General features: G+C 70.9%; 17 protein-coding genes. 14 read left to right on the top strand and 3 right to left on the bottom strand.

Annotated elements, in window-relative coordinates:
- Positions 1–5: 5 nt before the first annotated feature.
- Entirely contained in the window at positions 6–1355 is a 1350-nt protein-coding gene (locus J4G33_RS08895; protein ID WP_208055564.1) for a DNA recombination protein RmuC, read from the bottom strand.
- Between the two features lie 88 nt (positions 1356–1443).
- Here J4G33_RS08895 and ychF point away from each other — a divergent pair, with 88 nt between their 5' ends.
- The 5 genes from ychF (at position 1444) to J4G33_RS08870 (ending at position 8649) form a co-directional block, all read left to right on the top strand.
- Complete coding sequence (gene ychF, locus J4G33_RS08890; RefSeq protein ID WP_208055563.1) at positions 1444–2538, top strand: redox-regulated ATPase YchF; 1095 nt, start codon at positions 1444–1446, stop codon at positions 2536–2538.
- 170 nt (positions 2539–2708) lie between these two features.
- Positions 2709–3224: a hypothetical protein gene (locus J4G33_RS08885; protein ID WP_208055562.1), complete on the top strand. Its 516-nt coding sequence runs from the start codon at positions 2709–2711 to the stop codon at positions 3222–3224.
- A 653-nt stretch (positions 3225–3877) separates the two neighbouring features.
- Entirely contained in the window at positions 3878–5740 is a 1863-nt protein-coding gene (locus J4G33_RS08880) for an ABC transporter substrate-binding protein (RefSeq protein WP_208055561.1), read from the top strand.
- Positions 5741–6100: 360 nt separating this feature from the next.
- Positions 6101–7636, top strand: coding sequence for an ABC transporter permease (locus tag J4G33_RS08875; RefSeq protein WP_208055560.1), 1536 nt, complete (start codon positions 6101–6103; stop codon positions 7634–7636).
- On the top strand, positions 7633–8649 hold the full coding sequence (locus tag J4G33_RS08870; RefSeq protein WP_208055559.1) for an ABC transporter permease: 1017 nt from the start codon (positions 7633–7635) through the stop codon (positions 8647–8649). The genes J4G33_RS08875 and J4G33_RS08870 overlap by 4 nt, the downstream gene beginning before the upstream one ends.
- Positions 8650–8666: 17 nt before the next feature.
- Here the strand turns inward: J4G33_RS08870 and J4G33_RS08865 are convergent, their stop codons facing one another.
- Positions 8667–9275, bottom strand: a complete 609-nt coding sequence (locus J4G33_RS08865; RefSeq protein ID WP_307793824.1) for a PH domain-containing protein — start codon at positions 9273–9275, stop codon at positions 8667–8669.
- Here J4G33_RS08865 and J4G33_RS08860 point away from each other — a divergent pair.
- The 6 genes from J4G33_RS08860 (at position 9232) to J4G33_RS08835 (ending at position 19227) form a co-directional block, all read left to right on the top strand.
- Positions 9232–11256: an ABC transporter ATP-binding protein gene (locus J4G33_RS08860; protein WP_243758783.1), complete on the top strand. Its 2025-nt coding sequence runs from the start codon at positions 9232–9234 to the stop codon at positions 11254–11256. The genes J4G33_RS08865 and J4G33_RS08860 overlap by 44 nt on opposite strands.
- 148 nt (positions 11257–11404) lie before the next feature.
- Positions 11405–13315 carry a translational GTPase TypA gene (typA, locus tag J4G33_RS08855; RefSeq protein WP_208055557.1) on the top strand — a complete coding sequence of 637 codons (1911 nt, stop codon included), beginning with the start codon at positions 11405–11407 and terminating at the stop codon, positions 13313–13315.
- 71 nt (positions 13316–13386) lie between these two features.
- Positions 13387–15162, top strand: coding sequence for a BCCT family transporter (locus J4G33_RS08850; protein WP_208055556.1), 1776 nt, complete (start codon positions 13387–13389; stop codon positions 15160–15162).
- Positions 15159–16085: a PIG-L family deacetylase gene (locus J4G33_RS08845; protein ID WP_208055555.1), complete on the top strand. Its 927-nt coding sequence runs from the start codon at positions 15159–15161 to the stop codon at positions 16083–16085. Before J4G33_RS08850 ends, J4G33_RS08845 begins: the two co-directional genes overlap by 4 nt.
- A 4-nt stretch (positions 16086–16089) precedes the next feature.
- A complete protein-coding gene (locus tag J4G33_RS08840) occupies positions 16090–16464 on the top strand; it encodes a hypothetical protein (RefSeq protein WP_208055554.1) in 375 nt (124 codons plus the stop codon).
- A 114-nt stretch (positions 16465–16578) separates the two neighbouring features.
- Entirely contained in the window at positions 16579–19227 is a 2649-nt protein-coding gene (locus J4G33_RS08835; RefSeq protein ID WP_208055553.1) for a VanW family protein, read from the top strand.
- A gap of 24 nt (positions 19228–19251) precedes the next feature.
- Here the strand turns inward: J4G33_RS08835 and J4G33_RS08830 are convergent, their stop codons facing one another.
- Positions 19252–19512 carry a putative acetyltransferase gene (locus tag J4G33_RS08830; RefSeq protein WP_208055552.1) on the bottom strand — a complete coding sequence of 87 codons (261 nt, stop codon included), beginning with the start codon at positions 19510–19512 and terminating at the stop codon, positions 19252–19254.
- A gap of 60 nt (positions 19513–19572) precedes the next feature.
- On the opposite strand from J4G33_RS08830, the gene fdxA reads away from it, so the two are divergent.
- The 3 genes from fdxA (at position 19573) to J4G33_RS08815 (ending at position 22665) form a co-directional block, all read left to right on the top strand.
- The gene (gene fdxA / locus J4G33_RS08825; protein WP_208055551.1) at positions 19573–19899 is read left to right on the top strand and encodes a ferredoxin; all 327 of its coding nucleotides are present in this window, start codon (positions 19573–19575) and stop codon (positions 19897–19899) included.
- Between the two features lie 50 nt (positions 19900–19949).
- Complete coding sequence (dapC, locus tag J4G33_RS08820) at positions 19950–21077, top strand: succinyldiaminopimelate transaminase (protein WP_208055550.1); 1128 nt, start codon at positions 19950–19952, stop codon at positions 21075–21077.
- 289 nt (positions 21078–21366) lie between these two features.
- Entirely contained in the window at positions 21367–22665 is a 1299-nt protein-coding gene (locus J4G33_RS08815; RefSeq protein ID WP_208055549.1) for a citrate synthase, read from the top strand.
- Positions 22666–22670 lie beyond the last annotated feature (5 nt).

The raw sequence follows: 22670 nt of genomic DNA, 5'->3' as shown, positions 1-22670 counted from the left end.
CTCGCTCAGGCCGAGCCGGCGCGTCGCTCAGCCTCGGGCCGACCTGGCGCTGCGCTCGGCGTGAGGTCCTCGAGGGAGACGACGCGGTGGTCCTGCGCGGCGACGAGCTCGGGGGCCTGGACCTGGCGCGCGGCACGGTCCACCTGGGCAGGCGCCTCGAGCTCGGCGTCGGTGACCTGGAGGTCGGCCATGCGGCGCGCGCTGACCAGCACCCGGGACTCGAGCGAGCTCACGGACTCGTTGTAGGCCTTGACGGCTCCGTCGAGCTGGCGCCCGAGCCGTCCGACGTGGCCGCCGAGGGTGGCGAGCCTGCCGTGGAGCTCTCGGCCGAGGGTCAGCACCTGCTGGGCGTTGGCGGCGAGGGCCTCCTGCCGCCAGGCGTAGCCCACGGTGCGCAGCAGCGCGACGAGGGTCATCGGGGTGGCGAGCACCACGTTGCGTTCCATGGCGTACTCGTAGAGCCCGGGGTCGACCTCGAGGGCGGCGTGCAAGAAGGGCTCGGCCGGCACGAACATCACGACGAACTCGGGGGCGGGGGAGAACTGCTCCCAGTACTGCTTGGCCGCGAGGTCGTCCACGTGCTTGCGCAGGTGGCGACCGTGAGCCGCGAGCCGTTCGCGCCGCACGGCGTCGTCGGTCGCCTGCACGGCCTCGAGGTAGCCGAGGAAGGCCACCTTGGCGTCCAGCACCACCTGCTTGCCGCCGCTGAGCCGCACCACCATGTCCGGGCGCTGCAGACCGTCGTCGGTGCGGGTCCCCGTCTGCTCGAGGAAGTCGACGTGGTCGAGCATGCCGGCAGCCTCGACCACGCGTCGCAGCTGCAGCTCGCCCCACCGGCCCCGGACCTGGGAGGAGCGCAGCGCCGTGACGAGCTGGCCCGTCTCGTTGCGCAGCAGCTCGGAGACCTCGTGCATCGACCGCAGCTGCTCACCCAGGGCGGCCTGGCCCGCGGTGCGGGCCTGCTCGGCCGTGGTCATCTCGGCCTTCACCTGGTCGATCACGCGGGTCAGCGGGTCGACCATGGCGCGCACGGCCTGCTCACGCTGGGCGAGGGTCGCGTCGTGCTGCTGCTCGGAGGCCCGGAGCCGTTGCTCGGCGAGCCCGAGGAACTGCTGGTTGTTGGCGGAGAGCGCGTCCGAGGCGACGGTGCGGAACTGCTCGAGGAGCCGTTGCTGGTCACCCTGGGCGTTCGCGACCCGTTCCGCGGCGACCCGCCGTTCGGCGTCGAGCAGGGCCGTGGCCTGGGTGAGACGCCCCTCGAGCCGACGGGTGCGGTGTCCCAGCCTCAGGTGCGCAGCGAGCCAGCCCAGGGCTGCGCCGAGGACCAGGCCGACGAGGACCAGCAGGATCTCCATGACGAGCACCCTCCCAGGGACCACCGACACCGGCTTCACCGTGGTCCGCTGCGCGCCGCCCCGGGCTCGACCCGTAGACTCGTCCCCCGTGGCTCTCAGCATCGGCATCGTCGGACTGCCCAACGTCGGCAAGTCCACCCTGTTCAACGCCCTGACCCGTGCGGGGGTGCTCGCCGCGAACTACCCGTTCGCGACGATCGAGCCCAACATCGGCGTGGTCTCCCTGCCTGACCCGCGCCTCGACACGTTGGCGGGGATCTTCGGCAGCGAGCGGGTCGTGCCGGCGACGGTGTCCTTCGTGGACATCGCGGGCATCGTGCGCGGTGCGAGCGAGGGCGAGGGGATGGGCAACCAGTTCCTCGCCAACATCCGTGAGGCTGACGCGATCTGCCAGGTGGTGCGCGCCTTCGTCGACGAGGACGTGCACCACGTCGCGGGCAAGGTCGACCCGGCTGACGACCTCGACACCATCAACACCGAGCTCGTCCTCGCCGACCTGCAGACGGTCGAGAAGGCTCTGCCCCGCCTCGAGAAGGAGGTGCGCGGCAAGAAGACCGACGCCGCCGTCCTGACCGCGGCGCAGCGCGCCTACGAGGTGCTCGCCGAGGGCTCGACCCTCTTCGCGGCCCGCGACCGCCTCGCCAAGGCAGGTGTGGACCCGCAGGCGCTGCGCGAGCTCCAGCTCATGACCTCCAAGCCCTTCATCTACGTGGTGAACACCGACGAGGCCGGCCTGGCCGACGAGGGCCTCAAGGCCCGCATGCGTGAGCTCGTGGCCCCGGCGGAGGCGATCTTCCTCGACGCCAAGCTCGAGTCCGAGCTGGTCGACCTCGACCCCGAGGACGCGGCCGAGATGCTCGCCTCGACCGGGCAGGACGAGCCCGGTCTGAACCAGCTCGCGCGGGTCGGGTTCGAGACCCTCGGCCTGCAGACCTACCTCACGGCAGGGCCCAAGGAGGCCCGTGCGTGGACCATCCGCACGGGGTGGACCGCCCCGCAGGCGGCTGGCGTGATCCACACCGACTTCGAGCGCGGCTTCATCAAGGCCGAGGTCATCAGCTTCGAGGACCTGGTCGAGGCGGGGTCCATCGCCAACGCCCGCGCCGCCGGCAAGGCCCGCATCGAGGGCAAGGACTACGTCATGGCCGACGGCGACGTCGTGGAGTTCCGCTTCAACGTGTAGTCAGGGCAGGTGGCCGTCCTTACCATGGGTGCTACGCCCAGGGTGCGGCCGCGTATGCGTGCCTGTCGTTGCGCGGGCGAGGACCGAGGGGGCGTCGCGTGCGGGGGATCCTGCCACTGGGCCGGACACTCGGCTCTGTCGCGCTCGGCGCCGCCATCGCAGGGTGCTCGATGTCGAGCGCACCGTCGGCGTCTGAGGAGCCGGACGCCACAGCCGCGGTGACGGCCCTCGAGCCACTCGCCGCGCCGATGCGGGCGGAGACGGCATCCCCCGACGCGGCAGGTGGCGACCTCGATCCGCTGGCCGGCTACGTGGAGGTGGGCGAGGGCTCGTGGATCCCGGCCGGCGGTCCCGGCGACTGCACCGGATCCGCCTACCTGTCCATCGGCACCGCAGGGGGGAAGGGCGTGGCCGAGCTCCTCCTTCCGGAGAACCTTGCGGACACGGGGTCTCGGAGGTTCGCCGACGGAGAGGTCGGCTATGACGGTGAGGGGCGCATCGCGACCTACACGGCTGCAGCGGGGGACGTCGAGGGTGTGATCGGGGAGCGCCTCTGCGTCGACAACGGGGGATTGCTCGGGATGCTCAACGGGCACGCTCCTGATGAGCCGATCCAGCCGGGCGAGGTGCTGGTGATCGACCCGGCGGCAGTTCCCGGGTTCGAGTACGAGGGCACGTCCGACTGACCGCTCAGGTCCGCCATGGGTGGTGGGACCTACCAGCTGACCCAGCCCGGCGGCAGGCGCCGCGCGCGCGGCATGGTCCCGGCGTCGACCTGTCCGGGTCGCACGTCTGCACCGAGGACGTCGGTGCGCCTGTGCGTCCACGGTGCAGATGTGCGACGTCGCGCAGGGAAGGCTCCCGGGCGTCCGGGCGGCAGGCTAGGCGGGGCCGTCCGGGCTGAGGGTGCTGCGCGATGTTTCGGACGTGTACCGGTCGGTGCAGCGGGTGTCGTCCGGTGAGGCCTCGGCGCCCTGAGGGGTCTCACCCACCGACATCTCGAGTCGTGACGTGCTAGGGACCGGGGAGGCCGGGCTGTGCCACCGATTCGTTGCCCGTGGGTCCGTCTCGCGCTAGAAACCGTCGCCGAAGCAGGGTTGCCCGACGGCTTCCTTGCGAGGGCGGCCAGCGTCGCGTTCCACGATGTGAGACCTACTGGCCAGTATCGAATGCGTAACGATCGGACTTCCGGCTCGTGACGTGTCCCGGGAGCCTCATTCGGCGGTTGTATGGTCACGGTCATCCATGGTGGACACGGGTGGCCCGTGCTCCTCGCACCCCTCGCGGTTCGAAGACACAGGTCGTGCGCGGCCCTACCGCATCCTTGTCAGGAGGAACAGTGAAGATCAGGCGAATCGGCGCCGCAGGCGCCATCGTCGCGACGGGTGCGCTCGTACTGAGTGCGTGCTCGACCCCCGAGGGGAGCGAGATCGAGGAGGACACCTCGGTCAGCATCGGCTGGAACCAGTCGTTCTACTCGCAGAACAACCTCACGGACACCGGCAACGCGACGGCCAACGCGAACATCCTGTATTTGACGAACGCTCAGTTCAACTACTACGACGGCGACCTCAACGTCGCCCAGAACGAGGACTTCGGCTCGTACGAGGTCACCTCGGAGGACCCCTTCACGGTGTCGTACACCGTGAACGAGGGCGTCACGTGGTCGGACGGCGCGCCTGTCGACGCCTACGACGTGTTCCTCTACTGGGCTGCCAACAACGACCGCTGGGACAACGTCGCGCCCGAGTACGACCCCGAGACCGGCGAGATCACCAACCAGGACGCGATCGACGCAGGCGTCTACTTCAGCTCGACCACCCCGGCGGCCAACCTGATCTCGGGCATGCCCGAGATCAGTGACGACGGGCGCACGGTCACCTTCGAGTACGACGAGCCCCGCTCCGACTGGGAGGTCTCGATCCAGCCCTCTCCCGTCGCGGCGCACGCCCTCGTCGGCGTCGCCCTCGAGGTCGAGGACGCCCAGGAGGCCAAGGAGCGCCTGTACGACGCGTTCGCGAACGACGTCACCGAGGACCTGTCGGCCATCTCGGCGGCGTGGAACACCGGCTTCGACTTCACCTCGCTGCCCGACGACGAGCGTCTCTACCTCTCCTCTGGCGCCTACGTCATGACCGACTTCGTCGAGGGCCAGTACCTCACGGTCACCGCGCGCGACGACTACGAGTGGGGCCCGACCCCGCAGGTCGAGGCGATCACGGTCCGCTACAACGAGGACCCGCTGGCCTCGGCCACCGCGCTGCAGAACGGTGAGGTCGACCTGATCTCCCCGCAGGCCTCGGTCGACCTGGTCGCGACCCTCGAGGGCATGGACGGCGTCGAGTTCGAGGGCACGTCCGAGGGCACCTACGAGCACGTCGACGTCGTCTTCAACAACGGTGGCCCGTTCGACCCCGCCACCTACGGTGGTGACGAGGAGACCGCTCGCCTCGTGCGTCAGGCCTTCCTCCTCTCGGTGCCGCGCACCGAGATCATGGAGAAGCTGATCCAGCCGATCCAGCCGGACGCCGTGCTGCGCAACTCGCACAACCTCGTCCCGGACGCCCCGAACTACGAGGAGGTCGTCTCCAGCAACGGCTCTGACCTCTTCTCGGAGGACGACCAGGCCAACCGGGACGCGGCCGCCGACCTACTCGCCGAGGCCGGGGTCGAGACCCCGATCGACGTGCGCTTCCTCTACGGCGAGGGCAACGTCCGTCGCGAGAACCAGTACGAGCTCATCTCGAACTCGGCCTCCGAGGTCGGCTTCAACGTGATCGACGAGGGTGACGTCGACTGGGGCCCGCGCCTGGCGCAGTCCAACACGTACGACGCCTCGCTGTTCGGCTGGCAGTCCACGAGCACCTTCGCGCTCAACGGCCAGGCGAACTTCATCACCGACGGCAACAACAACTTCGGTGGCTTCTCGAGCGAGACGATGGACGCCTACTGGGACGAGCTCTCGACCAACACCGACCCCGAGGTCGAGACCGAGCTGCTCATCCAGATCGAGACCGAGCTCAACGAGGCCGGCTTCTCGGTGCCGATCTTCCAGCACCCGGGCGTGATGGCCTGGCGTGACGTGCTGGGTGGCACCTCGACCATCCCGCTCTCGCCGACCATCTTCTGGAACTACTGGGAGTGGGACATCAGCGCGGAGGACTCGATCGAGGCCCCCGGCGCTGACGCCGAGACCGAGTGACCACGGTTCAGCCCTGCTGAACCACTGAGTGCATGACCGGTGGGGTACCGCGGTCCGCCGCGGTACCCCACCGAGCGTGAGGGCGGTCCGTCGACGCCTCCGCTCACCCGAGACGGGCCCCCGCCCCTCGGGCTGCCTGGTGGCGCCAGTCGCCGACCGGGTGGAGGTCCCCAGGAGAACCCCGGGTGAACTTCCCTTCCGACGGTCCGCGTAGACTCACGCCGACCATGACCCACGTCCAGCGAGGTCCAGCACCCCATGGCAACCTCAGTGTCGAGCCGCGCGAGCGGTGACGAAGCGGTCTCTGCCGCTCCGGTCTCCGCCACCGGCCCACGCGCCCGTCTCCGAGCGAGCGGGCCGATGCTCGCCTTCATCGGCAGGCGCCTCCTGTCCTCGGCGATCGTGCTCCTCGGAGCCACCTTCATCGTCTACATGCTCCTCGCGTACTCCCTCGACCCGCTCGAGGAGCTCTACGCGAGCTCGGCGCCCAACCGCGACCAGCTCATCCAGCAGCGGATCGACCTGCTGAACCTCGACACCCCCGCCCCCGTGCGGTACCTCTCGTGGCTCGGTGGAGCTGCCGGTTGCCTCGTCGGACAGTGCGACCTGGGCAGCAGCTGGGTGACGAACCAGCCGGTCGTCACGATGCTGTCCTCGGCGATCCCCCAGACGGTCACCCTCATCGGGATGTCGGTCGTCGTGGCTCTCGCCCTCGGTGTCACGGTCGGCATCGCCTCGGCGCTCCGCCAGTACACGGGCTTCGACTACGGCGTGACCTTCATGTCCTTCGTGCTGTACTCGCTGCCCTCCTTCTGGGTCGCGGTGCTGCTCAAGCTCTGGGGCGCGATCGGGTTCAACGACTTCCTCGCCGACCCACGGATATCTCCGCCGGTGATCGCAGGGATATCGCTCCTCGGCGGTCTGGTGTGGCAGGCGATCGTCGGAGGGAACGCGCGACGTCGCGCCACGACCTTCGTCATCGCCGGCGCTGCGACCGCGGCCATGCTGACCTTCATCACGACCACGGGCTGGCTGCTGGACCCGAGCCTCGGGCCCGTCGTGATCGGCATCCTGGGTGCGGCCATCGCCTTCGGGGTCACGGCGATCGCGGCCGGCCTGCGCAACCGCAAGGCCCTCTACTCCGCGCTCACCGCCGTCGGACTCGGTCTCGCTCTCTACTACCCGCTCCAGTTCGCCTTCGTGAACGCCAGCGCGCTGATGATCGTCGGCTTCGGTCTGCTCACGGTGCTCTCGGGCGTCGTCATCGGGTGGCTCTTCGGTGGGCCGGACCGCGGGCAGTCGATGCGCGCGGCGGCGATCACCGCGGTCTTCGTCGCCATCCTCATCTTCGTGGACCGTCTGATGGGCGTGTGGGAGGTCTACAGCAACTCGAGCAGGATCGCCGGACGACCGATCGCCACGATCGGGTCGCAGACCCCTGGCCTGACCGGTGACTTCTGGGTCGAGACCCTCGACACCTACACGCACCTGATCCTGCCGACGATCGCGCTGATCCTCATCTCCTTCGCCTCCTACACGCGGTACTCGCGGGCGAGCCTCCTCGAGGTGATGAACCAGGACTACATCCGCACCGCGCGGGCCAAGGGCCTCTCGGAGCGGGTGGTGACGGTCCGGCACGCCTTCCGCAACGCGCTCATCCCGCTCGCGACGATCGTGCCCCTCGACATCGCCAACCTCTTCGGCGGGGCGATCATCACCGAGCGGATCTTCGGCTGGACCGGCATGGGCACCCTCTTCATCCAGGGCATGAACCGCCACGACGTCGACCCGGTGATGGGCTACTTCATCGTCGTCGGGACCCTCCTGGTCCTCGCGAACATCGTCGTCGACTTCGTCTACGCAGCCCTCGACCCCAGGATCCGGGTGAACGCATGAGTACCCCCACGCCCACGAACCCGCAGCCCGGCGGGCACGCCGACCCGGCCGAGAACGTCGAGAACGCGATCGAGCTCAAGGAGGTCGAGGGCCTCTCCCAGGGGCGCATCGTCCTGCGCCGCTTCCTCCGCCACCGCGGAGCGATGACCGCAGCCGTGGTGCTGACCGGGATCGTCCTGCTCGCGACGACCTCGATCGGCTGGGGGCCCATCCCCGGCTGGTGGCAGTTCAACTACCGCGAGAACCTCCCGATCGTGAACGCCGGCGGCGCTCCGACCATGTCCTTCGACGGCGGCATCTCGATCGGTGACCACCCGTTCGGCCAGGACAACATCGGCAAGGACGTCTTCGCGCTGGTGATGCGTGGCACCCAGCAGTCTCTGCTGGTCATGACGATCATCGGCCTGGTCGCGAGCACCATCGGCATCGTGATGGGGGCCCTCGCGGGCTACTTCCGCGGTCGCCTCGACAACCTGCTCATGCGGTTCACCGACATGATCATCACGATCCCGATCATCATGATCGGAGCGATCCTCGGTGTCCTCGTCGGGGGCGCGAGCCCGATCACCCTGGCGCTGGCACTCAGCTTCGTCACCTGGACCTCCATGGCGCGTCTGGTGCGTGGCGAGTTCCTCTCGCTGCGCGAGCGCGAGTTCGTCGACGCGGCCCGCGTGGCGGGGGCGAGCAGCGGACGGATCATGTTCAAGCACATGCTGCCCAACGCGGTGGGCGTGATCATCGTCAACGCCACGCTCCTCATGGCCTCGGCCATCCTCCTCGAGACCGCCCTCAGCTACCTGGGCTTCGGCATCACGTCCCCGGACGTGTCCCTGGGCAACCTCATCAACCAGTACCAGACCGCCTTCGCGACCCGGCCGTGGCTGTTCTGGTGGCCCGGGCTGTTCATCGTGCTGATCGCGCTGTGCGTGAACTTCATCGGTGACGGGCTGCGGGACGCCTTCGACCCGCGCCAGCGGAAGATCCCCAGCCAGCGCAAGATGGCCAAGGGCTGAGCCCGGTGGCCAGCCCGTCAGAGGCGAACGGCGACGAGGGCCAGGGCCGAGAGCAGGCCCACGGCCAGGGCGGGCACGACGTGCCACCGCACCCCGGGACGTGCTGCCTCGAGCCTGGGGTCGTCGAGGTGCCCGGCGTCACGAAGCTCCTCCCAGCGGCGGCGCACGTGGGCCGCCGCCTGGCCGGAGGGCGAGGTGATCAGGTCACCAGGACGCACGCCACCTGCGCCGTACGTGGACTCGGGCAGGTGCGCGAGGTCCTCCGGGCCGGCGCCGAGGGCCTGCATGCGTCCCGGTGCGGGGGCGGCCCACGCGGAGTAGGTGCCATAGGCCGTCTCGAGGGTCAGCGCGTACTTGGTGTCGATCCGCAGGATCGCCGGCCAGGGCAGGTGCACCGTGCGCAGGACGTTGCGCAGCTCGACGCCGCTGTCGTCGACCAGGACTGCCGGGCGTCCCAGGATCGTCCACACCAGGACGGCCGGGACGAGCAGTGCCGGCAGGTACCGCAGGCCGACCACCGGGTCCTCGATCGTGGTGGCCACGAAGGCCACGCCGCACAGCACGCCGACCGCGACGGTCAGGATGCGTCCGCTCCGTGCTCTGAACTCGACCGTCTGCGACTCCACCCGGTCATCGTCCCAGATCCAGCAGGCGGGTCCGTCCCGACCGACCGCCTCCCGTGCCCCCACGCGCGCCTCCGTACCCGGACCGCGCGCCGTCGTGAAAGGACAGGGCCTCACCGTGGCTACTGACACCCCCACCACCGACCAGACGCCGATCCTCGAGGTCCGCGACCTCGGGGTCGACTTCTACGTCGAGGGCGAGTGGTTCCCCGCTGCTGTCGACGTCAGCTACGACGTCCACCCTGGTGAGGTCCTCGCGATCGTCGGCGAGTCGGGCTCGGGCAAGACCCAGTCCTCGATGTCCCTCATCGGGCTCCTGCCCCGCAACGGACGGGCCACGGGCAGCGCGAAGCTCGCGGGGCGGGAGCTGCTCGGCCTGCCGCACAAGCAGCTCTCGCGCGTGCGCGGCAAGGACGTCTCGGTCATCTTCCAGGAGCCGATGACGGCCCTGAACCCCGTGTACACGGTCGGCTTCCAGATCATCGAGACCCTGCGGACCCACTTCGACCTCGGGCCCAAGGCGGCCCGCGCGCGCGCCATCGAGCTGCTCACCCTCGTCGACATCCCGCAGCCGGCCAAGTCGGTGGACAAGTACCCGCACCAGCTCTCGGGCGGGCAGCGCCAGCGCGCGATGATCGCCCAGGCCCTGGCCTGCGACCCCAAGCTGCTGATCGCCGACGAGCCCACCACGGCCCTCGACGTCACGGTCCAGGCGGAGATCCTCAAGCTCATGCGGGACCTGCGGACCCGCATCGACTCGGGCATCATCCTCATCACCCACGACATGGGCGTGGTCGCCGACCTCGCGGACCGCGTGATCGTCATGAAGAACGGACGGATCGTCGAGTCCGGGCTCGCCGACGACATCTTCAACCGTCCGCAGGACCCGTACACCCGCCAGCTCCTCGAGGCCGTGCCCCACCTGGGCCGCGGGATCGAGGGCGGAACCTCGGGGGAGGAGACCCGCGCCAGCAGCACGACGACGGCACCGGTCGCCACCCCCTCGACGACCGACGGCGAGACGGCTGCCGCCTTCGTCGCCGAGAAGATGGTCATCGAGTACCCCAGCCGTGGCCGCACCCCGGCCTTCCGTGCGGTCGACGAGATCGACCTCACGATCGCCCGTGGCGAGGTCGTCGGCCTCGTCGGGGAGTCCGGATCGGGCAAGACCACGGTCGGACGGGCCGCCGTCGGGCTGCTGCCCGTCGCGGGTGGGTCCCTGCGCATCGGTGGCCAGGAGATGGCGGGCATCTCGAGCAAGGACCTGCGCGAGGTGCGCAACCACGTCTCGATCGTCTTCCAGGATCCCGGGTCCTCGCTCAACCCCCGGCTGCCGATCGGTGAGTCGATCGGCGAGCCCCTCAAGCTGCACAAGGTGGCTGCGGGGGGCGAGCTCGACCGTCGCGTCGAGGAGCTCCTGGACCAGGTCCACCTGTCCCGCACCATGCGCAACCGGTACCCGCACGAGCTCTCGGGTGGTCAGCGTCAGCGTGTGGGCATCGCCCGCGCCCTCGCGCTGAGCCCGCGGCTGCTCGTCGCCGACGAGCCCACCTCGGCCCTCGACGTCTCCGTCCAGGCCCGGGTGCTCGACCTCTTCCAGGAGCTGCAGCACGAGCACGGCTTCGCCTGCCTCTTCATCAGCCACGACCTCGCGGTCGTCGAGATCCTCTCGAGCAGGATCGCGGTGATGCACAAGGGCAAGCTCGTCGAGCAGGGGCCGCGGGACCAGATCCTGCGGAACCCGCAGCAGGACTACACCCGCCGGCTGCTCTCGGCCGTGCCGGTCCCCGACCCGGCCGAGCAGAAGATCCGCCGCGAGGAGCGCGACCGCCTGCTCGAGGAGGAGCTGGTCCGTATCGGGGTGCACACCTCGACGGGTCACCCTGCGGACCGTTCCGAGATCGAGCAGGCCGAGAACCGGATGACGACCGACGTGCAGCAGCGCGGCACCGGGCAGCAGGGCGCGACGGGAGGCGGCGTCTGAGGACCCGCCACCCCGGCAGACGGACGGCCCCTGACCCTCCCGGCCAGGGGCCGTCCGTCGTCCTGCGCGGTGACCGGGGCGTCGGCGTGTAAAATCGACTGGCGCCCCATGTCCGGCGCGCTCCCCGTCTTCTGAGATGAGTACTCCCATGCCTGTGCGCTCCGACCTGCGCAACGTCGCGATCGTCGCCCACGTCGACCACGGCAAGACCACCCTCGTCGACGCCATGCTGTGGCAGTCGGGCAGCTTCGGCTCCCACGCCCACATCGACGAGCGTGCGATGGACTCGGGGGACCTGGAGCGTGAGAAGGGCATCACGATCCTCGCCAAGAACACGGCGATCCGGTACCGCGGACCCGCCGCTGCTGCCGCGGGGGAGCCCGACGGCATCACCATCAACGTCATCGACACCCCGGGCCACGCCGACTTCGGCGGAGAGGTCGAGCGGGGCCTGTCCATGGTCGACGGCGTGGTGCTGCTCGTGGACGCGAGCGAGGGCCCCCTGCCGCAGACCCGCTTCGTGCTGCGCAAGGCCCTGGCGGCCAAGCTGCCCGTGATCCTCCTGGTCAACAAGGTCGACCGTCCCGACTCGCGGATCGAGGAGGTCGTCCACGAGTCGACCGACCTCCTGCTCGGCCTCGCGAGCGACCTCCACGAGGACGTGCCGGACCTCGACCTCGACGCGATCCTCGACGTCCCCGTGGTCTACGCCGCGGCCCGCGCGGGGCGCGCCTCCCTCACCCAGCCGGCCGACGGCGGTCTGCCGGATTCGGAGAACCTCGAGCCGCTCTTCCAGATGATCCTGGACAAGATCCCGGCCCCGACCTACACCGAGGGCGCCCCGCTCCAGGCCCACGTCACCAACCTGGACGCCTCGCCCTTCCTCGGCCGCCTGGCCCTGCTGCGCGTGTTCAACGGGACGTTGCGCAAGGGTCAGCAGGTCGCCTGGGCCCGGTCGGACGGCTCGATCACCAGCGTCAAGATCACCGAGCTGCTCGAGACCAAGGCCCTCGAGCGCGTCCCCACCGACTCCGCCGGACCCGGCGACATCGTCGCCGTCGCGGGCATCGCCGACATCACCATCGGTGAGACGCTGACCGACATCGACGACCCGCGGCCCCTGCCGCTGATCACCGTCGACGACCCGGCCATCTCGATGACCATCGGCATCAACACCTCACCCCTCGCGGGCAAGGGCGGCAAGGGCCACAAGGTCACCGCGCGCCAGGTGAAGGACCGCCTCGACTCCGAGCTAATCGGCAACGTCTCGCTCAAGGTGCTGCCCACCGAGCGTCCCGACGCCTGGGAGGTCCAGGGCCGTGGAGAGCTCGCGCTGGCGATCCTCGTCGAGCAGATGCGCCGTGAGGGCTTCGAGCTGACCGTCGGCAAGCCCCAGGTCGTCACCCGGTCGATCGACGGCAAGGTGCACGAGCCGATGGAGCACATGACCATCGACGTGCCCGAGGAGTACCTCGGCTCGGTCACCCAGCTCCTCGCCCAGCGCAAGGGTCGCATGGAGACCATGGCGAACCACGGCACCGGCTGGGTCCGCATGGAGTTCGTGGTCCCCGCCCGCGGCCTGATCGGGTTCCGCACCCAGTTCCTCACGGACACCCGCGGGACCGGCATCGCCTCGTCGATCGCCCACGGCTACGAGCCGTGGCAGGGGGCCATCGAGACGCGCAACAACGGCTCGCTGGTGGCCGACCGTGCGGGCAAGGTCACGCCCTTCGCCATGATCAACCTGCAGGACCGCGGGACGTTCTTCGTGGACCCGACGCAGGAGGTCTACGAGGGCATGATCGTCGGCGAGAACGCGCGCGCCGACGACATGGACGTGAACATCACCAAGGAGAAGAAGCTCACGAACATGCGTGCCGCCTCGAGCGACACGTTCGAGAACCTCACCCCGCCGCGCAAGCTGACCCTCGAGGAGTCCCTCGAGTTCGCCCGCGAGGACGAGTGCGTCGAGGTCACCCCCGAGTTCGTGCGGATCCGCAAGGTCATCCTCGACCAGAACGACCGCGCCCGGAGCGCCTCGCGGGCCAAGCGCGCCTGAGGTCGGGCGCCCGACGACGACCTCTGCCACTGTAGGGGCCGTCCAGAACCGCGACGGCACCTGGAGTGACCATGACCAGCACCAGCACCACCGGCCCCGAGGCCCCCGTCCCGCAGCCTGCGCCGGCCCCGCGGTACGGCCGAGGCCGCGGGGGCGTGCGGCGCCAGGTGTTCTGGCCAGCGCTGTCGATCGTCCTCCTCGTCTCCGCCGTCGCGATCCTGTTCCCGGCGCAGACCGAGGAGGCGATCGGAGCCATCCAGTCCAACGTCATCGGGGCGTTCGGCTGGTACTACGTGCTGCTCGTCGCGGCGTTCGTGGCCTTCGCGCTGTGGGTGGGTCTCGGCCGCTGGGGTGACATCACCCTCGGGGATGACGACGACCGCCCCGAGTTCGCCCTGGGCGCGTGGTTCGCGATGCTCTTCGCCGCCGGCATGGGCATCGGACTGGTCTTCTACGGCGTGGCCGAGCCGCTCATGCACTTCACCTCACCCAAGCCGGGAGTCACCGGGCCGCCCGAGCGCATCGCCGAGACCGCGATGGCGCAGACCTACCTGCACTGGGGGGTCCACGCCTGGGCGATCTACGTCGTCGTCGGGCTGGCGCTCGCCTACGCGATCCACCGGAAGAAGCGTCCGGTGTCGATCCGGTGGGCCCTCGAGCCCCTCCTCGGCCGGCGGGTCGAGGGCAAGATCGGTGACGCCGTCGACGTCGCCGCGGTGGTCGGGACGGTCTTCGGCGTCGCGACGTCGCTGGGTCTGGGCGTGCTGCAGATCGCGGCAGGTCTCGAGCACATCGGGCTGATCGAGTCGAGCTCCACCGTCCAGGTCGGCATCATCGTGGTGATCACGATCCTCGCGACGGCCTCGGTGGTCTCGGGGCTCGACCGGGGCCTCAAGTGGCTCTCGAACATCAACGTCAGTCTCGCCGGGCTGCTGCTCGTCGCCCTGCTCGTCCTCGGGCCCACCCTCTTCCTGCTCCGGGAGTTCGTCCAGTCCCTCGGCGTCTACCTCGCCAACGTCCTCCCGATGACCTTCAACGTGAGCGCCTTCTCAGGAGCCGACGGCGAGGCGTGGCAGGCGGCGTGGACGACCTTCTACTGGGGCTGGTGGATGTCGTGGGCGCCGTTCGTCGGCGTCTTCATCGCGCGGATCTCGCGCGGACGCACCGTGAGGGAGTTCGTCGGGGGCGTGCTGCTCGTCCCGACCCTGATCACCTTCCTGTGGTTCTCGGTGCTGGGCGGAAGCGCGATCTACCGCGAGCTCTTCGGCGAGGGCGGGCTGGTCCCCGCCGACGGGTCGATCGTCCCCGAGAACGCCCTGTTCGACGTGCTGGGCGGCCTGCCCTGGGGGCCGTTCCTCTCCGTCGTGGCCATCGTCCTGGTGAGCCTCTTCTTCATCACCTCGAGCGACTCGGGCTCGCTCGTGGTGGCGATGCTCTCGACCGGGGGCAACCCTGCCCCGCGCACCGGTATCCGGGTGACCTGGTCGGTGCTCGAGGGCCTCCTCGCGATCGCCCTGCTGCTGGCCGGTGGTCTGCTCGCCCTGCAGACCGCAGCCATCCTCATCGCTCTGCCGTTCTCCTTCGTGATGATCGCCATGGCTGTGGCCATCTCGAAGGCTCTGCACCGGGAGCACCAGGACTTCCTCCGGGCTCAGCGGCGTGAGCTCCGGGCGAGACTCACCGCGCACGTGACCGAGCACGTCACCGAGCACGTGTCGACGATGCTGGACCGTCAGGACGGTGAGGGTGCCCCCGCCGACCGGACCCCTGACCCCTCCGGACGGGGCGCGTCCTCGTCCCGGATGCGGCTGCGGCGACGGCGTCCGACCGCGGGCACCGAGGAGTGACCGGGGGGCTGCTCGCGGTCCATGCGCACCCGGACGACGAGACCCTCGCGACCGGTGCCCTGCTCGCGACGTGGTCGGCGGCCGGACTGCCGACGACCGTCGTGACCTGCACGCGGGGCGAGCAGGGAGAGGTCATCGGGCCTGAGCGCGCGGCCCTCGAGGGGAACGGTCGGGCCCTCGCAGACCACCGCGAGGTCGAGCTCGCGGGTGCGCTGGCCGCGCTGGGGGTCCAGGCTCACGCCTTCCTCGACGAGCTCGTCGCCCCGGGCGGCGGGGCGGTCGGTCAGGTCCGCTACGCCGACTCGGGGATGGCGTGGCTCGGGACCGGGCAGGCGACCGCGGTCGCAGACCTGCCCGAGGACGCCTTCGTCGGGGTCGCGGTGGACGTCGCAGCAGCCGGCCTGGCGGGCCTGATCAGGAGGCAGGAGCCGACGGTCGTCGTCGGCTACGAGCCCGGCGGCGGGTACGGCCACCCGGACCACGTCCACGCCCACCACGTGATGACCCGCGCGGTCGAGCTCGCGACCCCTCATCTGGCCGTCGCCCCGACGGTGCTGTGGTCCGTGCTGGACCTCGAGCACCTGCGTGCCGCGTACGACACCCTCGCCGAGGAGGCGACCCCCGAGGGGTTGGCCCTGCCAGATCCGGCCGGTCCGATGCCCTCGGCGGCTGTCCCCTCGGTCGAGGTCGACGTCGAGGTGGAGGTCGCCCCCGTGCTCGACCGGGTGCTCTCCGCGATGCGAAGCCACGCGACCCAGGTCCAGGCCGTCAGCGCGACCCCTCGCAGCACGCACCTGGCGCGCTTCGCACTCAGCAACGCCATGCTCCAGCCCGTCCTGACGACCGAGACCTATCGCGTGGCGGCCGGGCCCGGTCCGGCGCCGACGGGGTGGCCGGAGGGCGTCCGCCCGCGGGTAGCCTGACCGCGTGGACCTCATCTCGGGACGGCAGATCGGCCGCTACCTCGCCCTGCTCCTCGTCGGGGTCGTGGTCGGAGTCGTCGGTACCGGGGTGCACCGGGCCGAGACGCCCTGGGGCCTGGTCCTCGCCCTCGTCACCGTCGCCGCGGCCGGGGTTCTCGCCCGGGCCTGGGTCGGTGGGGTCGGGATCCTGGTCATCGCCCTGGGCGTCTTCACCACGGTCAGCGTCCTCGCAGGCCAGGGCCCCGGAGGTGACGTCCTCGTGGCCCTCGAACCGATCGGCGTCATCTGGTACGGGGGCGCCCTCGCGGCCGGTCTCGCCGCGGTGCTGCCTCGGCGCTGGTTCAGCGCAGACCCCGTGAGCCAGGGGGCGCAGCCCTGACGTGCCTGCCCCCAGGCGGGCTTGTCGGCACGTCCCGGAGATGCGCCCGGAAGGGACGTAGACTCGCGCCGGGCGAGAACGCGCCCGTCACCGCCGCAGGGGAGAGCACCACCGATGACCCAGGGACGACAGCCCGACGACGCCGTCGACCCCACGCAGGGAGACGCGTCCGAGGCTGCCGAAGCCGCTGAGCCGAGCGGGCCTGCCGCAGCCGCCGACCCCGCGGAGTCCGCCGTCACGCCGGAGGCCACCGAAGCGTCCGAGCCGGCTGAGTCCGACGAGCCGGACGAGCCGGCCGAGTCCGTCGAGCCGGCCGGAGCCTCCGAGCCGGCTGAGTCCGACGAGCCGGACGAGCCGGACGGAGCCTCCGAGGAGCAGCAGGCCGCCGACGCGAACGAGCCTGCTGACGACGGCCCCGTGGAGCCGGCCGAGGCTACCGAGCGGGCCGAGACGTCCGAGTCGCCCGCGACTGCTGACGTGACCGGCTCGGAGGAGCCTGCGGATGCTCCCGGGCCTGTCGAGGAGGGCGAGCCCGTGGCGCCCGCGGCTGCTCAGACCGACCCGGAGGCCGCCTCGTCCGCGACGAGCGCCGGGTCCGTGGCGGGCGCCGAGGCCGAGGACCTGCCGGAGGCGACAGGTGTCGCCGACCTCGCTGGTCAGCCCGACGCTGACCCTGCTGACCCTGCTGACCCTGCTGACCCTGCTGACCCTGCTCGCCCCGACCCTGTCGACCGCGAGGTCCGCGCTGCTCCCGTCGAACCCGCCGACACCGACACCCTCGGTGAGGGCGTGGCGCAGACCGAGGCGACCGCTGAGCCCGCCGCCGAGACCCCCGTCCGTCGCTCCTTCCGCAACGCCCCGGCCTCGTCGGCTGGCGAGGCGGACGCGGATGACGCGACCGAGGTGGATCTCGGCGCCGAGCCCGCGCCGGCCACCCAGCAGCGCCCTGCCGCCCCTGCCGCCCCCGGTCCGGACCGCACGCCCCCCGCGCGGTCGGGCGGCCACGCCGGTGGGAACGCCTCGGCCTCGCCGATGGACGTGTTCCCCGAGCAGGAGAGCTCCCGCCGCTGGCCCCGGGTCCTCGCGACCGTCTCGGCGGTGGTGGTGGTCCTCGGTGGTCTGTACGTCGGCGCGCTCTGGTTGTGGTCGGACCGCGTCCCGCCCGGCTCGACGGTCGCCGGGGTCGACGTCGGCGGCCTCACCGCTGCGTCGGCCGTCGACCACCTCGCCGACTCCTTGAGCAGCGTGACCACCGAGCCGATCGCCGTCGCCGCCGGCGAGAAGCGCACGACCTTCGACCCTGAGGCCGCCGGGCTCGCCCTCGACGCGGAGGCGACGATCGACCAGGTCACGGGGTTCGGCCTGGAGCCTGCCCGCCTGTGGCACCAGATCTTCGGCGGGGCCGAGATCGACCCCGTCAGCACCATCGACGACGAGGCGCTCGACGCCACGATCGCCGAGCTCAGCGACTCCCTCGCGACCGAGCCCGTGGACGGCACGGTCGCGTTCGTCGACGCCCAACCCGTCAGCACGGGGGCGACCGAGGGCAGCGCGATCGACGCGGAGGCGAGCCGAGAGCTCCTGGCCGAGGAGTGGCTCACCGCGGCCCGCCCCGTCGAGCTGCCCGCCCAGGCCACGACCGCCGCGATCACCACGGAGGAGGTCGAGCGCGTGGTCGAGGAGGTCGCCCGGCCCCTTGCGGGCGCGCCGGTGACGGTCGTCGTGGACGACCAGCGTGCCGAGCTCCCGGTCGACGTGGTGACGGGCGCTGCCTCCTTCGTGCCGAACGAGGGCACCCTCGACCTGGCGATGGACGGTGAGGCCCTCGTCGAGGCCGTCCTGGCACGCACCACGGACCTGCTCACCGACGCCGCGGACGCCCGGTTCGCCTTCGAGGGGGACGCACCCGTCGTCGTCCCGGGGGAGGCCGGGACCACCCTGGACGCTGCCGAGCTGAGCGAGGCCGTGGCTGCGGCCGGCACCGGCGACGACCGCACCGCGCGGGTCGAGCTGGTCGAGACGGACCCGGCCCGCACGACCGCCGAGCTCGAAGGGCTCGGCGTGGTCGAGGTGGTCTCCGAGTTCTCGACCGCGCTCACGGCCCACGCGGACCGGACGCACAACCTGACCGTCGGCGCCGGGCGCGTGAACGGGACCCTCGTGCGCCCCGACGAGGTCTTCAGCCTGACCGACGTGATCGGCCCCATCACCGCGGAGACGGGCTACCGCCAGGCGGGCGTGGTCGTCAACGGCGTGCTGACGGACGGGACCGGCGGGGGGCTGTCCCAGATGGGCACGACCGTCTACAACGCCTCGTTCCTCGCGGGGCTCGAGGACGTCGAGCACCAGCCGCACAGCTACTACTTCAGCCGCTACCCCGAGGGGCGCGAGGCGACCATCCACGAGGGCGTGCTGGACGTGAAGTTCCGCAACACCACGCCGTACGGGGTGCTCCTGCAGTCATGGGTCGGTGGTGGCCAGCTGCACGTGCGGATCTGGAGCACCGAGTACTGGGAGGTCGAGTCCTGGACGAGCGGACGCTCCAACGTCGTCTCGCCCAAGACCGTCTACAACACCCGCCCCGACTGCATCTCGCAGTCGGCCGGCAACCCAGGCTTCACCGTGACCGTCGGACGACGGCTGCTCCTGGACGGCGAGCTCCAGTCCGAGGAGACGGACACGTGGAGCTACCGTCCGCAGGACGCGATCGTCTGCGGTCCGGCCCCCGGCACGCGGGAGGCGGCGCCCGAGGAGGAAGGCTGACCTCCGAGGCCTTCCCCTGAGCCCTCAGGTCCCGCGCGGGTGCCGGGGCGCGGGAGGAGGCGGGACCAGCTTGCCCAGGGCGATCTCGTCGGTCGGGACCCGGACCTCACCCCGGCGGGTCCGGACCACCAGGGCGTCGGGTGCGCACTGCACCAGATCGCCCAGGACGTCGGTGAAGCCGCCCGTGGCGAGCCGCCGTCTGACCACCACGCGCTGGCCGACCTCCCACGTCGTCCAGGGCGGCCGGCGCCGGGGTTCTGGACCTGGCGTCGCGGACGGGCTCACCTGAGGGATACTAGGTGCGCACGCCGATGGCGTGCTCTCGGCACCTGGAGGGACCCGCTCGTGACCTACGTGATCGCCCAGCCCTGCGTGGACGTCAAGGACAAGGCGTGCATCGAGGAGTGTCCGGTCGACTGCATCTACGAGGGGAAGCGCTCGCTGTACATCCAGCCTGACGAGTGCGTGGACTGCGGAGCCTGCGAGCCGGTCTGCCCCGTCGAGGCGATCTACTACGAGGACGACGTCCCCGAGCAGTGGAGCGAGTACTACAAGGCGAACGTCGAGTTCTTCGACGTGCTCGGTTCGCCCGGTGGCGCGGCCAAGCTCGGCGAGATCGACAGCGACCACCCGATCATCGCGGCCCTGCCCCCGCAGGCCGGCACCGCGTGAGCGGGCGGCAGGACGGCGCCCGAACCTCCCGACGCGTCGGCGGGTAGCGGGTGGGACTGCTCGCAGGGGCCTTGCCCGACTTCCCGTGGGACTCGCTGGGCCCCGTCACCGAGCGGGCGCGGGCCCACCCTGACGGGATCGTCGACCTCTCGGTCGGGACCCCCGTCGACCCGACCCCTGCGGTCGTGCGCGACGCCCTCGCGGCCGCGGCGAACGCCCCGGGCTACCCCACCACCCACGGCACCCCGGCCCTGCGTGAGGCCGTGGCCGGGTGGTTCGCCCGCCGCCGGGCCGTGCCTGACCTGGACCCGTCAGCCGTCCTGCCGACCGTCGGCTCCAAGGAGCTCGTGGCCCTGCTGCCGTCCCTCCTCGGCCTCGGGCCCGGTGACGTCGTCGTCCACCCTGAGATCGCCTACCCGACCTACGACGTGGGGGCCCGGCTCGCGGGCGCGACCCCCCTGCCCGCCGACGACGTGGAGGTGTGGGCAGGCCGCGAGGACGTGCGCCTGGTCTGGCTCAACTCCCCGGGCAACCCGCACGGGCAGGTGCGCGACGTCGGCGAGCTGCGCCGCGTGGTCGAGGCTGCCCGGCGGATCGGCGCCGTCGTCGCGAGCGACGAGTGCTACGCGCTGCTCCCCTGGGAGGAGCCCTGGCTCTCGACCGGGGTGCCGAGCGTGCTCGACCCCGCGGTCGCCCGGGGCAGCCACGACGGGCTGCTCGCGGTGCACTCGCTGTCCAAGCAGTCCAACCTGGCGGGCTACCGCGCAGCCTTCGTCGCGGGTGACCCGGTCCTGGTAAGCCGCCTGCTCGAGGTGCGCAAGCACGCCGGCATGATCGTGCCTGCGCCGGTCCAGGCGGCCATGGTCGCGGCACTGGGCGACGACGAGCACGTGGCCGAGCAGCACGAGCGCTACCGCCGACGCCGCGCGAGCCTGCTGGCGGGGTTCGAGGCCGCAGGCCTCGAGGTGGACCCCTCACCGGCCGGTCTGTACCTCTGGGTCCGTGCGCCAGGGCTCGGGCAGGACTGCTGGCAGACCGTGGCCGACCTCGCCGAGCTCGGGATCCTCGTGGCCCCCGGAGCCTTCTACGGCCCTGCGGCCGCGCGGCACGTCCGTGTCGCCCTGACGGCGTCCGACGACGCCGTCGCCCGGGCAGCGGCACGGCTCGCCGGCGCCTGAGCCCCGGCAGCCCGGCGACCCCGATCGGTGCGTGGCCTGGACGTCGTGGCCCAGACCCCCTTGCCAAGGGCGCGTCTTGATCTATCCTTGGCGAATCCGTGGGCTCCTCGGGAGATGGAGTCGATGTTCCGGTGTGACACGGATCACTGACGAAATGGGACGTTCCGCCCTGGCTCGATTGGGTCGGGGCGTCCGCGCACGGGTACCGTCAGCGATGGCCGACGACGCCCACGAGCTCGCACCGGACCAGCCAGGTGACCGCCGGGCTTGGGTCCTGCAAGGAGGAAGCATGACGCAGTCCCAGACCCAGGCAGTCACCCTGTCTGTGGCCGAGCGGTCCCTGGACCTGCCGGTCGTGCGGGCGAGCGAGGGCAACGACGGCATCGTCGTCTCGTCGCTCCTCAAGGAGACCGGCCTCGTCACCGTGGACCCCGGGTTCATGAACACCGCCTCGTGCGAGTCGGAGATCACCTACATCGACGGTGACGCGGGGATCCTCCGCTACCGCGGCTACCCGATCGAGCAGCTCGCCGAGCAGTCCTCCTTCCTCGAGGTGGCCTACCTGCTGACCCACGGAGAGCTCCCGTCCTCCGACGCGCTCTCCGGATGGATCGAGCGGATCGAGCGGCACACCCACCTGCACGACAACTTCAAGGCCCTGATCGGTGCCTTCCCGACGAATGCGCACCCGATGGCGGTGCTCTCCTCCGCCGTGTCGGCGCTGCCCGGGTACTACCCCGAGAGCGTGGACCCGTTCGACCCCGAGACCGTCGAGCTCGCCTCGGTGCTCCTCCTGGCCAAGGCGCCCACGATCGCGGCCTACGCCCATCGTCGGGCCCTCGGCCAGGAGATGATCGGGCCGGACCGCGGCAAGGGCTACGTGGGTGACTTCCTGCGGATGGCCTTCCAGCCCAACGGCACCCCGTACGAGGTCGACCCGGTGATGGTCAAGGCCCTCGACGTCCTGCTGCTGCTGCACGCGGACCACGAGCAGAACTGCTCGACCTCGACCGTGCGGATCGTCGGCTCGAGCCACGCCAACCTCTACGCCTCCGTCTCGGCGGGGATCAACGCGCTGTCCGGCCCGCTGCACGGCGGGGCCAACGAGGCCGTGCTGCAGATGCTCACCCAGATCCAGGCCAGCGGCGGTGACGCCACCGAGTTCATGACCAAGGTCAAGAACAAGGAGGACGGCGTCCGGCTGATGGGCTTCGGCCACCGCGTCTACAAGAACTACGACCCGCGCGCCGCCATCGTCAAGAAGGCCGCCGACGAGGTGCTGTCCAAGCTCGGCAAGCGCGACGAGATGCTCGACATCGCGATGCGGCTCGAGGAGATCGCCCTCAACGACGAGTACTTCATCGAGCGCAAGCTCTACCCGAACGTGGACTTCTACACGGGGCTGCTCTACAAGGCCATGGGCTTCTCGACCTCCATGTTCACACCGCTCTTCGCCGTGGGTCGCATGCCCGGGTGGATCGCGCAGTGGCGAGAGATGATGCAGGACCCGGCCACGAAGATCGGCCGCCCCCGTCAGATCTACACGGGTCCCACCAGCCGCGACTACGTCGCTGCCGAGCAGCGCTGAGGGCG

The sequence above is a fragment of the Actinotalea soli genome (assembly GCF_017565425.1).
GTDB lineage: Bacteria > Actinomycetota > Actinomycetes > Actinomycetales > Cellulomonadaceae > Actinotalea > Actinotalea soli.
The sequence above is the reverse complement of the archived record's forward strand: the minus strand, read 5'-3'. Positions and strand labels throughout refer to the sequence as shown.